The organism is Asticcacaulis sp. P2_B1, assembly GCF_056404915.1.
This window is the reverse complement of sequence record NZ_JBFUDD010000019.1, coordinates 1-16,350: the sequence shown is the minus strand read 5'-3', so window position 1 is coordinate 16,350 and position 16,350 is coordinate 1. Positions and strand designations below refer to the sequence as shown.

Here is a 16,350-nt window from a genome sequence, read left to right as displayed (position 1 = left end):
TCAGCGACCCTTCTTCCCTTGCGCCACAAAGCGGATCGCCTCGCCACCACCGGGCGCCAGCTTCAAGGTCAGCGCATCGCCAGCCGTCACCGTCTGCTTTTCGATCACGATATCGAAGCGCGCAGCGCCGGTATAGTTGGCCTTGTCGCCATCGCGATAGATCTCGGCGACATATTTCCGCCCCGGATCCAGAAACGACAGATCGATCGGCAGAGACCGCCCGTTCTCATCCGTCACCGCCCCGACATACCAGTCATCGGAATTGCGGTCCTTGCGCGCGAAGGTGACATAGTCGCCGATCTCTCCGTTCAACACCCGCGTATCGGCCCAATCGGTCGGCACATCCTTGATGAACTGCAACGGCCCGGGATATTTCTCGAGGTTCTCCGGCAGATCCGCCGCCATCTGGATCGGCGAATAAAGCACGACATAAAGCGCCAGCTCCTTCGCCTGGGTGGCGCCGATTGGCTGACCCTGGCCCTGCAGGCTCAACACACCCGGCGTAAAGTCCATCGGTCCGGACAACATGCGGGTAAAGACCATATTGGCCTCGTGCTCCGGCGGGTTCGGCGGCTTGCCCCAGGCATTATATTCCTGTCCGCGCTGGCCTTCGCGCGACACCCAGTTGGGATAGGTCCGCCGCAATCCGGTGTCCTTGATCGGCTCGTGGGTATCGATGGCGATATGGTATTTGGCTGCCTCGGTGACGACCTTCTGATAGTGGCGAACCATTTCCTGGCTGTCGTTCCACGTATAGTGCGATGTGCCGTCGGCCCCGATGACCTGCGCGCCGCCGGCATCGGCGACATAGCCCGTCTTCACCGAGTCGACGCCATACTTCTCATACTGGGCAAAGCCGGCATCCATCTGGCTTTCGTAATGGGCGGCGTTACCGGCGGTCTCATTATGCCCGACCAGGTGCACGCCCTTCTTCAAGCCATAGGCCGAAACCTCCGCCAGATCGAAATCGGGATAGGCCTGGGTGAAGGAGAAATCGTCACCCTTGGCGAACCAATCTTCCCACCCCGTATTCCATCCCTCGACGAGGACGCCGCGGAAACCGTTCTTCGCCGCGAAATCGATGTATCTTTTGGTATTGGCCGTGGTGGCGCCGTGATGCGGTCCGGCTTCCCAGGTCGCCGTCCCCAGGTGCATCTCCCACCAGATGCCGACATATTTGTACGGTTTGACCCACGATACGTCGCCCAACTTATTGGGCTCATTCAGGTTCAAAATCAGGTCCGACATGTACAGCCCACCGGCCGTATCGGCGATCTGCATCGTCCGCCACGGCGTGTTGAACGGCGCATCGACCACGGCATTTGCGCCCATCGACGACGGCGCCAGCCGGGCCTTCAGCCGCTGCCCGTCGACCCGGCGCATCCACATGGCCGGATAGTCGACCAGCGCAGCCTCGTGAAAGGCGATATAGAGACCGTTGTCGGTCTTGATCGTCATCGGTGTCTGGGATTCGCTGACCTCATTCAGTGGCGTCTTCTCATAGAGATATTCCTCGCGATTCCATTCACCGGCGGGATCCCACCACGCGGTCGCATTATCGGCGACGGCGAACTCGGTCAGCTCGTCGGTGATCTCGAGATGCTTCAACTGCGGCTGATCCGGGAACTCATAGCGAAAGCCAACACCGTCGTCATAGATACGGAACACCACCGTCATCTTGCGGTTTTCGTTGGCGGCCTGAACCACGGTAACGCGCAGCTCCCGATAATGGTTGCGCACATAGCGGCGCTCGCCCCAGGGCTGCTCCCAGGTATCGTCGTGCGCCGTCGTCGTCGTGCTATCCAGCGCGAAGTGACGATCCAGCTTGAACGCATTGGTCAGAATAAACCCTAGCCGCGACGGCGCGATCACCGGCCGGCCCATGCGCTTGACATCATAGCTGAGATTGCCGTCGCCATTGACCATGACGTCGACGCTGAGGATATGGCCGGGCGAGTCCGCCTGAGCGATGATGGTCTGGCCCGGTATGGCCTGAGCGATGGTATCCGGGGCAATGGTATCCGGGACAATAGTGTCCTGTGCCACGGCGGACCCGGCAAAACCGGCCCCCAAGACCAAGTAAAGCGACACGACAAAGGGCTTCATGATCATGGTTGCGATATCCTGTCCTGCTGTTGCCGTGTCGCGACCGGTTTTCCGGCGTCGTGCAACCGCTTACGCAAGGGCTAAAAACCGAATTTGTCCAGAGGGATACGGGCCGAAATTGCCCTTTTGCAATTGAATACGTATTCAACGTTGCAATGCGGGATTAGTCCATGTAGATTAGGCTGGACTTCGATAGGCGTATCTTGTCTGATGTGTCCATGGAAGCAAACGCACGAATGAGCGAATCCGTTGATTTATTTGCTTATTTTCGCGTTGCGCTTTTGTGATTTCTGACTGGAAACGCTTACAGTAAACCTTTCGGACCGCCTGCCGCCGGCATTTCGAGCTGCCAGAGCCTGCGATCCGCCCGAAATTCCGGTTGTTGTGACGCGACCGGAATACACCAATTACAGGGTGCATGCTTTGTAAGTGGTATCTTCTCAACACAAACTTCCCCTTGTCTGATCCCTCGGACAAGGGGATTTTTTTGTGCTTTTTCCTGGGCCAAGTTTTCCGGACCCAAGTCTCCAGCCCCACGTCTCCAGACATAATTTTTCCCGACAATGGCTTGCCTTGTCATTCGCCATCTGTATATACTGTGTATATGAAGAGCGGCTTCGTATTCTCCCAAACCGACAGACGCCCCATGTATCAGCAGATCATGGAGCAGATTACTCACCGGGTGGCCGTGGGAGATTGGCCGCCCAACACGGCGCTGCCTTCCATCCGGGAGCTGGCGGTGGAGATCAAGATCAGCGTGATTACGGTGAAACGCGCCTATCTCGAGCTGGAACGCGAAGGTGTCATCGTCACCCAGCAAGGCAAGGGCAGCTTCGTCCGTGAATCGCTCGACTTGAAGGGGTTGCAAAGAGAAGAACTGCTCCAGCACCTGGAGCAGGCCGGCAAACTGGCGAAATCCCTGGCCATTCCGGAAGACAAAATACTGCAGATGATCAAGTCATACATGGAATAGGGAGGGAACGAAATGGATTTGCCGCTGGCAATACAGTGCACGGGGATCAGCAAGCGCTACCCGCACTTTAAGTTACAGGATGTCGACCTGGCGTTCGAGCAAGGCACGGTCATGGGCCTGGTCGGGCCGAACGGCGCCGGGAAATCGACGATTCTACGCATCGTCATGGGGCTCATCGGCCCCGACAGTGGCTCGGTCAAGGTATTGGGATACGCCATGCCCGAACAGCAGATCGCCGCCAAGCGCAAGATCGGCTTCGTCGCCGAAGACATGCGGCTTTACGAAAGCGAGACCATCGCCTTCCACATGGACTTCATCAAGTCGATCTTCGACACCTGGGACGGCGACTACGCCGAAACCCTGTTGCGCCGCTTCGACCTCACCAAGCAGCAAAAGGTCAAGGGTCTGTCCCACGGCCAGAGGGTCAAGGCCACCCTGCTGCTGGCCCTGGCGCGCCGGCCCAGCCTGCTGGTGTTTGACGAACCGACGACCGGCCTCGACCCGGCGGTCCGTAAGGAGGTCCTCGACGAAATGATGAACGCGCTCGAAGACGAAACGCGCTCCATCCTGTTTTCGTCGCACAACACCTTGGATATCGAGCAGATCTCCGACTACATCACCTTCGTCTATGGCGGCCGCGTCCTCGAATCCCGCAACAAGGAAGACTTCATCGACGGCTGGCGCCGGTTGCGCCTGACCCATATGAACAACGGCGCCTTGCCGGCACTACCCAATATCCGCGACGTCCAGCGCAGCGGTCGTTTGTGGACCGTCGCCGTCAATAATTACGACGAATCTCTACCGGCGCAATTCACCGCCGCCGGCTTCGAGGTCACCGCCGTCGAGCGCCTGACCCTGGAAGAAATATTCCTATTCAACGTCAAATACGCCAAAGCCGGCGCCGCCATGGAGCTTGCCTGATGAGCCCTTCGATCGTCCCCCAACTCGTCGGCAAAGACTTTCGGCTGGTCAGTAAAATCGTCCTGGCCTTTGTCCTGGTCAGCGCCGTCTTCATCGCCATTCTCCACCTGGTGTGGGGGTATGTCCCCGCCGTCATGTTGAGCAATTTCGGCTTTATCCTGCTGATCGGCCCCGCCGGCACCTGCGGCATCGTCGTCCTGATGAAAACCAATGTGATCGAGAAGGAAAAATCGACGCAAAACTTCATCATGAGCCTGCCCTTGACGGTGAAAGAGTTCACCCACGCCAAGCTGCTGGTCAACCTGCCCCTGTTCGGCCTGTTCTGGTCGTTGATCAGCGCCGCGGCCTTTTACTTCGCCTTCGGGCGCGGCCTGTTTCCGCTGGGCGCCGTGCCGTTCGTCACCATGGTCTTCCTCGGCGGCTTCGTCGCCTATTGCTGCATCCTGGCGGTCAGCCTGCTGACCCAGTCCCTGGGCATTACAGTGCTGTGCATAGCGCTTTTTGAGATCGGCACCTCGGCCTATATGTGGGCGGTCGTCTTCTTCGCACCCGTGGCGCAGCACATCTGGGACCCGCAACCCGTCTGGAACGCGGAAGCGATCGCCATCGTCTCCGCGCAAGTCCTGGTCGCCGTCTCGGTGATCGTGGCGACCCTGCTCATTCAGACCACAAAGCGCGACTTCATTTGACGGGCAGAACCCCTACCCCGCCGGCGCATTAATCGCCAGCTGCGCCGCAAACGCCCGTTGATAGGCCGGCCGCGCCTCCCCGCGCTCGACATAGGCCAGAAGGCTCGGAAACTCCGCCAGCAAACCCGACGGCTTCGCCCTCAGCAACACCGACACCATCATCAGGTCGCCGGCGCTGAACGCCCCATCCAGCCACTCACTATCCCCCAGCCGCCGTACCAGCGGCTGCAACCGGCCGCGGATGCGATCCATGACCAGCGGCAGACGCTCCGCGGCCCACGGCTTGTCGCCTTCCTGAAACTTGGCGATGCTCAGGTCGAGGATCGGCGGCTCGATCGTGTTGACCGCGGCAAACATCCAGGTGATGGCGCGCGCTCGGGCATCGGTATCGTCCGGCAGCAAACCCTTGCCGCGCTCGGCGATACGCAGCACGATCGACCCGGTCTCGAACAGGGCAAGATCGCCCTCCTCATAGGTCGGGATCTGGCCGAACGGATGCAGCGCCAGGTGCGCCGGCTCTTTCATCGCCTGGAACGACACCAGCCGCACCTCATAGGGTTGGCCTAACCTCTTCGAAGGCCCAGCGCACGCGCGTATCCCGCGCCAGCCCTTTGCCGCCATCGGGCGAGCGTTCAAAAGCGGTAATGGTCGGTGTCTGTCCCATGTCGAACTCTCCTGTTGTGCGTTTCGCCCCCTAAGGACGAACGATCGGTCCATATCCCGACAACCTGTCGCATTTTTTTTAGGGTCTTTTTTTTGGCACGAAATTCCACGGTCCGGAACTGGGCTTCGCTATACAACCGTCACAATATTGTGCTAAACTTAAGGTCGCAATCAACGGGGAGGCGTGCGTGGATACCGATTTTCGCGTCAACGGCAACAACAGCGCCGCGCCGTTTTCACTCACCATCCATCGCGGCGACGGCATGGTGCTCCTGGGCATGAACTGGAAACTCGGCCAGCCGCCCGCCAATTTCGCCGGCTTTGCGATCCAGTACCAGGAACCCGGCACGCACTTTTTCAAGACCGTCCATAACCGCATCGGCTTTCCGGGTCAGCCTGTGCCCGACGACGGTATTCCCACCACCGTCGCCCCGATCCAGAAATTCCGTTGGGTGCATTTCCCCTTCGATGCCGGCCTCGAAGGGCCGTTCCTTTATCGCGTTACCGCCATGTTCATGGACGCCGCCGGCATACTCTCGGCGGGTGAAGCACAGGAAGCGGAACTGGCCCTGATGCGCGAAACCATCCCCGGTAAGTTGAACGTCGCCTTTACGCGCGGCTTCGTTTCCTCACAGGCCTTTGTCCATAACTTCGCTTCCGGCGGACCCATCACCACACTGGTGCCGCCGGATGGCGACCAGGGACTGGATTTCGTACCGACCCATACGGATGCGGAACGCGCCCTGGCGTGGATGGGTTTTGAGGCGCGCAAGGAGACGCTGGCGCTTTTGGAGCGGGCGCTCGCCGCCGGAGCGGAGGTACGGGTCATCGCGTTCGATTTGAACCTCCCCGAAATCGTGACACGCCTGGAAGCGCTGGGGTCAAAGCTGCGCATCATTATCGATAACAGCGGCCCCGCCGACAGTCACGGCCGCCCCGATTCCCCCGAGACCCGCGCTGCCGAACGCCTCGCCATCTCGGCCGGCGCCGCCAATGTGAAACGTCAGCACATGGCCGTCCTGCAACACCAGAAATCTATCGCGGTGCGCGGCGGCGGTATGGCCACCGTGATCTACGGCTCGACAAACCTGAGCTGGCGGGGTTTCTATGTCCAGTCCAATAACAGTTTCGCCGTCCATAGCGCCCAAGCCGTCGATGACTATTTCACGGCGTTCGACAGCTATTTCACGGCAAAAAGCGCCGGTGATTTCCGCGCGGCGCCCAGCTCTGCCGGCTGGCAGGACCTCGGTCTTGCGGATATCGACGCCCGCGTCGCCTTCTCACCCCACAGCGAGGCCAATGGCCGCCTGGTCGAGATCGCCGCGGACATCGATGCTGCGGAATCGAGCGTATTTTTCTCGCTGGCCTTTCTCGGCCAGACAACCAAGGGCCCGATCGGGCCAGCCCTGGGACGGGCCCTGAAACGCCCCAGCGTTCACGTCATGGGCGTCGCCGACGCCCGGGTCCATGCCGGAAACCTGGGCCTGACCGTCCTCAGCCCCGACAGCGGCCGACGCATCGTCCGCTCGGCGGCGCTGACCGGCAATGTCCCGCCGCCGTTTCTGACCGAGGCGTCCGGTCTTCCCGGAGTCGACGGCAACAAACGCGGGACCAGGATGCACCATAAGTTCGTCGTCCTGGACTTTGATAAGCCGACGGCGCGGGTCTATTTCGGCTCCTATAATTTTTCGCTGCCGGCCGATGGGGATAATGGCGAAAACCTTGTCTGTGTCCGCAATCGCACGGTGGCGACCAGCTATATGATCGAGGCGCTGCGCATCTACGATCATTATGTCTTCCGCGGCGCATCGGAAGACCGCCAGGATTCCGGACGCCGGCTGGAGCTGAAACTGCCGCCCAAACCCGGCGCCAAGGCCTGGTTCGAGCGCGACTGGAGCGACCCGGTCCGCGCCCGCGATCGCCACACCTTTGCGCCTGTCGACTGACTCAGTTAGGCCTCCCTGGGCTCTTGCGCGCGAGCGCTGCGCGGTCCCGTCCATGCCACCAGCCACCCCAGGGTCAGTTATATTTGCAAGCCCTTGGAACAGGACTGAAGCGATCCGCTGATCGTTCCGCTGGATGTTGAGAAAGGCCAAGCGCATAAGAGCCGGCCAGTTATCGGTTTGGCTCAGGCGCTTTCCAAAAGGTCTTGCTCCCTTTTTCTCCGACCCATTTCCTGCGGCCGGCGACGGGGGCCAGGCAAAAAGCAGGCAATCGCTTGGCAAACGCACCGCTTCCCGGCACACTGTCATCTCAGCTATCCGTCCACGTGGCCGTGATTCACAACGGGTGCCGCAACTGCGTGAATCGTTATAGACGGATATCACTCAACTTTCCGGTCAGGCTCCCGGGCCTGCAGCCCGTGTGAACAGATATGAAAAACAATGACCGTGGCCCGACGATGATCGACCAAGCACCTGACGATGACCACGAAGAGCCGCTCACCGGCCGGAGTTCGTCGCCGATACACCTTCAGTTGGCTCGCAAGCTGGCGCTCGAAATCGTCAGGGGCGAACGCAAGCCCGGCGACCTGTTTCCAAGCGAGCTCGACATGTCGGTGGCCTTGTCGATTTCGCGGACCTCCGTCAGGGATGCCTTTCGCACCCTGGCCGCGAAGGGCCTGGTCGAACCCAGATCGAAGCGCGGGACATGCGTGACCGAAAAGATCAAGTGGGGCCTACTCGATCCAGACCTGCTGGACTGGATGTTCGCGTCCAATCCAGATGCCGCACTGGTGCGCAACCTTTTCGAAATGCGCCTTATCATCGAGCCTGCCGTTGCGGCACTCGCTGCGCAGCGACGTAAGGCCACGCACCTCGACGTGATGTCGCGGGCCCTCAATACCATGGATCGGGAAACTCTGACGACCGAAGCCGGCCAGCAGGCGGACAAGGAATTTCACGCCGCCCTCATGGCCGCCGCGGACAATGATCAGATGGCCTCGCTCAACGCCTCCATCGGGGCCTCGATCGCCCTGTCCACCCAATACAAGGTCGAGCACGATATTCTTGGCAGCGACCCGGTGGGCGCGCACCGCGCCGTCTATGACGCGATCGAACGCCGCGATCCGATTGAAGCCAAATGGCTCATGGAAGCCCTGATACGGCAGGCCATGAAGGACTTTGTCCAGCGCCATTAGGGAGTGGCCTCATTTACGCGCTTATGGCTGAGCGCCGGAAGACTGCTCCCGCGCCAGTTCGGCATTGAACTCTTGCTCGCTCTTCGCGTTGAATTGCTGGAGCTCCCCCGGATTGACGAAGGCATTGGCGTCGCCCGCGATCTGCCGCGCGCGCTTGTTCTGAAGGTCGAAGAAATTGGCGTGCGGAGCCAGGAAGATATCCGCATGCACCGTGCGTAAATAGGCGAACGTAGCGCGATAAGCCGCGACCATGCCGGGATAGGATTCCGGCGCCAGCGCTTGCCCGCCCGTTGTGGTGCTGCAGTGGAAGAAAACGTGGTGAAGCACCTGATCGTCGCCGCGGACATCCATGCTCCAGCTCGTGCAGCCCGGCGTGTGGCCAGGCGTCATATGCGCCGTCAAGGTTACGCCGCCCAGGCTTACCGTGTCGCCTTCGCCCACCACGCGGTCGACCCGCACGGGCGGCACCAGGATATTCGCGGTGGGACCATAATCGATGTGACCCACTTCAAGCGTGGCGCGATCGGCCGCGCTCGCCACCATCGACGCGCCGCTCGCTCTTTGCAGGGCGGCAAGCCCGCCGGCGTGATCGAAATGGGCGTGGCTGTTCAGGAGATACTTTACATCGTGAATATCGAAGCCGAGCGCGTGGATGTTGGCGATGATTTGCGGCGGTGTCTGGGGCAGCGCACCGTCAATGAGGATGTGGCCATGCGGCGTGGTGATGAGCCATGAACTCACGCCGGTCGTGCCGACATAATAGATGTTTCCCATCACCTTGAACGGAGGAAATGGATCGTTCCAGCGCGCTTCGGCCGCCATTTCGGCCAGCGCACTCTGCTCGGCCGCGCTGATCTGCGCGTCGCTGGCCAAGGGTGAGGAGGAGCGCAACCCGGTAGCGGCGCAACCGAACATAAAAATGGCAGTAGACAGCGTAAGAAATCTTAGGGACAAAGACTATACCAACCCTCCTGATTTAATGAAATTCATTATGTGCGGACAATTTGCGATAATGTGCTGTAATCAGGCAGTTTAAGGTCGAAGAATACGTCTCTATATTTTGCATTGTCCGATGTTTCGCCGAACACCTGCAACTGTTCTTGCTTAAATGGCTGCTAAGTCCGTTGATGTTGCAGCAAATACGGCACTGACCATGATCTTTTCAGGCACGACATAAACCCGTGGCAAATGTCAGGCCGGACATCTTCGGCATCTTAAGTATGACTTTTTAATTGAAGCGTGAAGGTCTAAAACGGTACGTAACCGTGCAACGGCGCCAAACTGTCGTAAATATAGCACAATGCTGGCTCTTTTTAGGCCATATTCTGCCCTTGATTGACGATTGTACGATTTCACTGTAGCCCATTAGTATGGCTAAATGGCCATTAATAGTCTGACTAAATAAAATGGTCATCAGGCCATATAAATCTCAAGGGAGTGGATTATGTCATCGTACCGTATGTTGGGAACGTCTATGGCTGTGCTCATCGCAGCCGCTTCGTTATCCGTTAGTGCCGCCAGGGCAGCGGACGCGGCTCAGGAAGGGGCCACGGCTGCCGCGCAAACCCCGGCCGCGTCACCAGCTGACGCGTCGGACGTCACAACCGTAACCGTGACCGGTTCGCGTCTCATCAAGACCAACGAAAAGTCGCCGACGCCGATCACCGCCGTAACCGTCGCCCAAATGGAGGCGACAACACCCAGCGACATCCCCGACGCCTTGAACAAGCTGCCGCAAATCATCGGCGGCCGCACTCCACGCAACCAGGGCAATGGTGCCAACAATAACGGCGGCAACGTCCTTGCCCTGCGCAATTTCGGCCCTTCACGCACCCTTGTGCTTTTCAACGGCCACCGCATCGCGCCTAACAATCAGGACGGTACGGTCAATATCGACATTCTGCCGCAAATCCTCATGAAGCGCGTCGATATCGTCACCGGCGGCGCCTCCGCCGTCTATGGTTCGGATGCCGTTTCCGGCGTGGTCAATTTTGTCATCGATGAAAAATTTAACGGCTTCAAATACAAGGTCGACACCGGCGTTTCCAATTATGGGGACGGCAAGGAGTTTCAAGCTGCCGCCGCCTGGGGCACGGAACTTTTCGACGGCCGCGGCCACTTTGAAACGTCTCTCCGCTATCGTCAGCAAGACAAGATTCCCATCAGCGCCCGTCCCTACGGCAAGGATGGTCAGGCCTGGCTGATGACCGGCAACGGCACGGTCGCAAATCCTTTTACCAATACGCCCTATGCGCGCGTCATCGGCCAACCCATGACCGGCCGTGTGAACTGTGGCTCGGCTTGTACCGTCAACGATTATACCTTCCTGTCGGCCGGCAACCTCAGCCCGCTCACCCACGGCACGGCGACGGGTAGCGGCGGCGTTGAATCCGGTGGTGACGGTGGTTACGTCAAGTTCGGCACGTTCCGCTCCGGTATCGACATGACCGATTCTTTCACGCGTTTTGACTATGATTTTTCCGACAATGTCCACGGTTACGCCCAGATTGGCCTGGCCAAGGCCGGTAACACGTCGGATTGGGTCAATACGGTCGTGAGCTCATCCGGTTCAGGGCGTCCAAAACATATCTTTGCCAACAACCCTTATCTGTCGCCGGCCAGTCAAGCCCTGCTGGGCGCCAACGTCGTTTGCGGCACGCCTGCGGCCGCCGGTTGGAATTGTTTGCCATCGTCTCCGCCAACTGCCAACGACAGGGTAAGTTATGATGGCACAGTCGTTCACGGCACAACGCCGCCACCGCCGCCAAACACACCTATCCTTTCCGTGCCTTCCTATATCTGGAACAAGATCGGTGGTGTGGATGCCGGTGCCCAGGGCCGCGTTTACAAGACGATTTCAGATCAGAAGAATTTGGCTTTTGAAACCGGCCTGACCGGCAAGCTCGGTAATTTTGACTGGGATGTCTACTATAGTAACAGCTCAAGCCGACTGACGGTCTCAAATCCCAACAATACAAGCAACGCCAAATACCTGGCCTCCCTCGATGCCGTTATCGCGCCGCCAGGCACGATTGTTAATGGCGTCAATGTCGGCGGCAGCATCGTGTGCTGGGTTTCGACTCAGGCGGCCTATGCGTCCCTTTATCCGGGTTGCGTACCCACCAACATTACCGATCCGAACGGCCCGTCGGTCGCGTCTTATGAGTACCTGCGTTCGGAAACGCACTGGACGCTGGATCAAACCATGCAGAACTTCGGGGCCTCCATCGGCGGTGGTCTTTGGGGCTTTGGCCTTCCAGCCGGTGAGATCAAGGCCAACGCCTCGATCGACGTCCGCCACCAAACCTACAAGATGACCACCAACGCCTCCCCAACGGATTTTGTCGACTGTACCGGTCTGCGCATGTGTTTGGCGAATGGTGGCGTCGGCGGCGCACCGGCCCTGTGGGTCCAGAACACCAATAACCCTGTGGATGCCGAAGGCGACGTCTCCGAAGGGGCGCTTGAGTTCAACATTCCCTTGTTGAAAGACCTTCCCCTGGTTCAGGATCTAACCTTGGCTACGGCGGGTCGTTACACCAAGTATTCCACCTTTGACGCGGTTGAGTCATGGAAGCTTGGTCTGGATTGGCATCTGAACTCGATGATCCACATCCGCGGCACCCAGTCCGTCGACATCCGGGCGCCGAACCTGAACGATCTCTACCAACCTGCCGGTATATCCTCGACGGGCTTCACGGATCTGCTCACCAACACGGTGAACAATACGCAGTTGCAAACCTCGGGTAACGCCAACCTGACGCCAGAAATTGCGCGGACGGAAACACTTGGTATCGTCTTTACGCCAAGCTTCATCCCGAACTTCAACCTGTCGCTCGATTATTACCACACGAAAATGACGGATGCCATCACGGGCATCAGCTACAACAATACGGCGATCCAAAACCTGTGTCTCGCCAGCGCGCCGACCTACACGTCAAACTTCTGTACCCTCGCCGTTCGTCCGATCACCGATCCATCGGACCCGAACTACAAGACCGCAGCGAATTTCCCGTCGAAAATTTTCAATTCGCCTCTGAATGCGGCCAGCACGGAAATCAAAGGGTATGATATCGAGACAAATTACGCCTGGACTATGGAGTCTTGGTTGCCAGGTCGTTTTGCCGTGCGGAGCCTGATCAGCATCCAGCCGACCAATACGACGGTCAATATTCCCGGCACCACACCCCAGTGGGCTTTCCAGCCGAAGTACCGGCAGACAACCTTCTTGTCCTATACCAACAAGGATTGGTCGGTGGCCGTCCAGGATCAATATATTGGCAAGGCAAGAATGGCGACCAGCGATAATGCTCTGAACGGCAATACGCAAAACTATCGTATTCCATACCTGCCTTCGATGAACGTCATCGACCTGACGATCAGCAAGTCGTTCGAATTGATGTCGGGCAAGAGTGAAATGTATATCAACATCAGCAATCTTGGCGATACACGCGCTCCGCTCCTGCCGGGGAACTCGGGTATCCCAGGCCTCTTCTACCCGACTGCCGCTTTTGAAGACGATATGGGCCGCTATATCACGGTCGGCTTCAAGGGTAGTTTCTAAGGCGATCGATGGTACCACCTGACGGTCTCCCGCCGTCAGGTGTCTATCGAGTGTAAGCGTAACCCGTTTTGGTTCCTCGACTCGCCCCCCTTCCCATCACAAAAGGGGGGCATTTTTTTCATTCCGGGCCTTCGGGCTCAGGCTTCCCCAGGATGAACGCGCATGGCGGCTATAAAAAAACCCGGCGTACGGTGGGGCGTGATCGCTCTCGTCATGCTGGGCACGATTATCAACTATCTTACGCGCAGCGCCCTGAGCGTGGCGGCGCCGACCATCATGACAAGCATGCATATTACCGAAAAAGACTATGGCTTGATTACGGGCGCCTTTCAGTTCGGGATCATGCTGCAGCCGATCGCCGGATTTATTCTCGATGTCGTGCGCCTCAAAATCGGACTGTTCGCCTTTGCCATCGCCTGGGGTGTCATCACAATGGCCCATGCCCTGGCCGGCAACTGGCACGCCTTTGCCTGGCTTCGCGGCCTGCAGGGCTTCGCCGAAGGCGTGGCGCAACCGGCCGGTCTGAAGGTCGTTTCGGAATGGTTTCCGGCAAAGGAACGCGGCGTCGCCAGCGGCATCTATAATATCGGCGCGTCCGCCGGCTCCATGCTGGCGCCGCCACTCGTCGCCTGGGCCATCCTCTATTACAACTGGCAGGCCGCCTTCGTGATCACCGGCCTGCTGGCCATAGCCTGGGCCTTCCTGTGGCTTTTCTGCTACCGGTCGCCCGACACCCATAAATCCGTCACTCGCGCCGAACTCGACTATATCCACAGCGGCCAGGAAGCTCATCTGGCCGCGACCGATGCGAAACCTTCGCCGTTCAAAATTCTGCGCCAGCGCAATTTCTGGGGGATAGCCCTGCCGCGATTCCTCGCCGACCCGACCTGGGGCACGCTCGTCTTCTGGATGCCGCTTTATCTCAGTTCCGTACGGGGCTTTGATCTCAAACACATAGCCTTGTTCGCCTGGCTGCCTTTCGTTGCCGCCGACCTGGGCTGCCTGTTCGGTCCGGCCCTGGTCGCCGTTTTCCAGAAATTCGGCGTGAACCTTATCAATGCCCGCCGCTTTACCTTTACGGCCGGCGCCGTGATGATGATTCCCGTCGTTTTTGTCGCCTCGGTGGCCAGTCCGTATGCCGCCATCGCCCTGCTTTGCCTGGCAGCCTTTGCTCACCAAACGCTGTCGGTCACGGTCATTACCATGTCGTCGGACCTCTTCCGCCGCAGCGAAGTCGCCACCGTTACCGGCATGGTCGGAACCATGGCCAATTTAGGCGCGCTGCTGTTCACTCTGGCCATGGGCACGCTTGTCGCCACCACGGGATACGCGCCGTTTTTCGTCATCCTGGGCGGCATAGACCTGGTCGGCGCCGCCCTTCTCTGGCTTCTTGTCAGGCCTCAGCCGGCCTTATCGGAGGATAAAGCGTGATCCGCAATCCCGTGATCCGTGGTTTCAATCCCGACCCGTCCATCGTTCGCGTCAAGGACGACTACTATCTCGCCACCTCCACGTTCGAATGGTTTCCGGGCGTTCAAATCCACCATTCGAAAGACCTTGAGACCTGGCGCCTCATCACGCGGCCGCTGAGCCGGCCATCCCAGCTGGATCTGCGCGGCAGCCCGGACAGCTGCGGCGTGTGGGCGCCGTGCCTGACCCATCGCGACGGTGTTTTTTACCTGACCTATTCCATCGTGCGGCGTTACGGCCGAACGACCGTCCAGGGCGGCGAAGGCGTGTCTCTGCGGGACTTCCAGAACTATGTTGTGACCGCCTACCGGATCGACGGAACCTGGTCGGATCCGGTCTATCTGAACGGCAGCGGCTTCGATCCGTCGCTGTTTCACGATGACGACGGCAGGACCTACCTACTCAACATGCTGTGGGATCATCGCCTGGGCCACAACCGGTTTGCCGGCATCGTGCTGCAGGAATACGACCACGCCCGCCAGGCCCTGGTCGGGGAGGTCGACCTCATCTTTTCAGGCACCGAGCTCGGCTTCACCGAGGGCCCTCATCTCTACAAACGCGATGGATGGTATTATCTCATCGTCGCCGAAGGCGGAACCGGCTGGGATCACGCCGTCATCATGGCGCGATCGCGAAACCTCCGCGGCCCGTACGAGGTCTCCCCGCATAGCGCCGTTTTAACCAGCCGCGGCCGGCCCGACCTGCCCTTGCAACGTGCCGGGCATGGCGACCTCGTCGAAGCGCGGGACGGATCCTGGTGGATGGCCTATCTTTGCGCCCGCCCTCTCCCGGGTACGGACCGATGCGTATTGGGACGTGAAACGGCCATTCAGCCGGTCCAGTGGACGAAGGACGGCTGGCTGGAACCCGCGATCCCCCTGTCGGAAGCCCCGGGGCTTGTCGCGTCGGCCAATCCATCGCCCGCCATTGGCCCCGCCGTTCGCAAGGTGCACTACGACTTCAACGGCCCCTGCCTGCCGGAAGATTTTCAATGGCTGCGCACGCCCGAGCCGGCGACGATCTTCAGCCTCGGCGTCCGCGCCGGCCACCTCACCCTGTTCGGGCGAGAAAGCATCGGCAGTCATTTCGAACAGGCCCTGGTCGCGCGGCGTCAGGACGCCTTCTGTTTCACCGCCACCACCGTCATGGACTACGCCCCGCACCATTTTCAGCAGTCCGCGGGCCTTGTCTGCTATTATAATTCGACAAAGTTCCACTACTGCTATGTGACCTTCGATGTGGAAAACGGACGCCATATCCGGGTCATGTCCGCCCTGCCCGATCCGGTCGAGCCCGAAGCCTTTTCCAGCATCTACCCGCTGCCGGAAGGCCCGGTCGAGCTGAGGGCCGAGGTCGCCTATGCCGAACTCCGGTTTTCCTTCCGTCTCCAGGGCGCCGACAGCTGGACGGACATAGAGGAGGTTTTCGACGCCTCCATCTTGTCCGACGAAGCCACCCTGCCCGGCCACGCCAGCTTCACCGGCGCCTTCGTCGGCGTGGCATGCCAGGACATGTCCGGCCAGGGATGCGCCGCGCATTTTGACAGATTCGCGTACGAGGACCTTACTCGCCCTGCTGTGTATTCGCCGCCAACGGAACTGCGAATGGCCGCCGATTAGGCTGGTCGCTATCTCGGATGTTGGGGCGGGACGGCGAGATTCGGAGTGGCTGTGTCCGGATTGGCGGAAAACCGACGCTCCGAATCTCAATATGGCGATTTTTGACGGGTATTATGTTGCCGCATGATTACGATATGTGAAATTAATTATTATAGTTCGTAATTTTCCCGTTGACATGGCAGGGCAAGCTTGGTAGGTTTTTCTCA

Annotated in this window: 11 protein-coding genes; 8 read left to right on the top strand and 3 right to left on the bottom strand. The window is 59.3% G+C overall.

The genetic code is table 11. The annotated features are described in order from the left end of the window. Nucleotides 1-2,112 carry a glycoside hydrolase family 97 protein gene (locus AC1DX3_RS23150; RefSeq protein ID WP_476991723.1) on the bottom strand — a complete coding sequence of 704 codons (2,112 nt, stop codon included), beginning with the start codon at nt 2,110-2,112 and terminating at the stop codon, nt 1-3. A 640-nt stretch (nt 2,113-2,752) separates the two neighbouring features. On the opposite strand from AC1DX3_RS23150, the gene AC1DX3_RS23145 reads away from it, so the two are divergent. Genes AC1DX3_RS23145 through AC1DX3_RS23135 form a run of 3 tightly spaced genes read left to right on the top strand, consistent with a single transcriptional unit; the run spans nt 2,753 to nt 4,689 of the window. Beyond that, entirely contained in the window at nt 2,753-3,079 is a 327-nt protein-coding gene (locus AC1DX3_RS23145) for a GntR family transcriptional regulator (RefSeq protein ID WP_476991722.1), read from the top strand. A gap of 12 nt (nt 3,080-3,091) precedes the next feature. Then, a complete protein-coding gene (locus AC1DX3_RS23140) occupies nt 3,092-4,000 on the top strand; it encodes an ABC transporter ATP-binding protein (RefSeq protein WP_476991721.1) in 909 nt (302 codons plus the stop codon). After that, a complete protein-coding gene (locus AC1DX3_RS23135; RefSeq protein ID WP_476991720.1) occupies nt 4,000-4,689 on the top strand; it encodes a hypothetical protein in 690 nt (229 codons plus the stop codon). The genes AC1DX3_RS23140 and AC1DX3_RS23135 overlap by 1 nt, the downstream gene beginning before the upstream one ends. Before the next feature lie 12 nt (nt 4,690-4,701). On the opposite strand, the gene AC1DX3_RS23130 is transcribed toward AC1DX3_RS23135, so the two are convergent. Next, complete coding sequence (locus tag AC1DX3_RS23130) at nt 4,702-5,229, bottom strand: glutathione S-transferase family protein (protein ID WP_476991719.1); 528 nt, start codon at nt 5,227-5,229, stop codon at nt 4,702-4,704. A gap of 311 nt (nt 5,230-5,540) precedes the next feature. Here AC1DX3_RS23130 and AC1DX3_RS23125 point away from each other — a divergent pair, with 311 nt between their 5' ends. Beyond that, nucleotides 5,541-7,298 carry a phospholipase D-like domain-containing protein gene (locus AC1DX3_RS23125; protein WP_476991718.1) on the top strand — a complete coding sequence of 586 codons (1,758 nt, stop codon included), beginning with the start codon at nt 5,541-5,543 and terminating at the stop codon, nt 7,296-7,298. Nucleotides 7,299-7,726: 428 nt separating this feature from the next. Beyond that, nucleotides 7,727-8,491 (top strand): FadR/GntR family transcriptional regulator, encoded by a 765-nt coding sequence (locus AC1DX3_RS23120; RefSeq protein ID WP_476991717.1) that lies wholly within the window; start codon nt 7,727-7,729, stop codon nt 8,489-8,491. A gap of 21 nt (nt 8,492-8,512) precedes the next feature. On the opposite strand, the gene bla is transcribed toward AC1DX3_RS23120, so the two are convergent. Beyond that, complete coding sequence (gene bla / locus AC1DX3_RS23115) at nt 8,513-9,445, bottom strand: subclass B3 metallo-beta-lactamase (RefSeq protein WP_476991716.1); 933 nt, start codon at nt 9,443-9,445, stop codon at nt 8,513-8,515. 520 nt (nt 9,446-9,965) lie between these two features. Between bla and AC1DX3_RS23110 the strand changes: the two genes are divergently transcribed. From AC1DX3_RS23110 to AC1DX3_RS23100, 3 genes are all read left to right on the top strand, one after another. Continuing rightward, the gene (locus tag AC1DX3_RS23110) at nt 9,966-13,055 is read left to right on the top strand and encodes a TonB-dependent receptor domain-containing protein (protein WP_476991715.1); all 3,090 of its coding nucleotides are present in this window, start codon (nt 9,966-9,968) and stop codon (nt 13,053-13,055) included. 162 nt (nt 13,056-13,217) lie between these two features. Beyond that, nucleotides 13,218-14,486, top strand: a complete 1,269-nt coding sequence (locus AC1DX3_RS23105; protein ID WP_476991714.1) for an MFS transporter — start codon at nt 13,218-13,220, stop codon at nt 14,484-14,486. Next, nucleotides 14,483-16,144, top strand: a complete 1,662-nt coding sequence (locus AC1DX3_RS23100; RefSeq protein WP_476991713.1) for a glycoside hydrolase family 43 protein — start codon at nt 14,483-14,485, stop codon at nt 16,142-16,144. Before AC1DX3_RS23105 ends, AC1DX3_RS23100 begins: the two co-directional genes overlap by 4 nt. Nucleotides 16,145-16,350 lie beyond the last annotated feature (206 nt).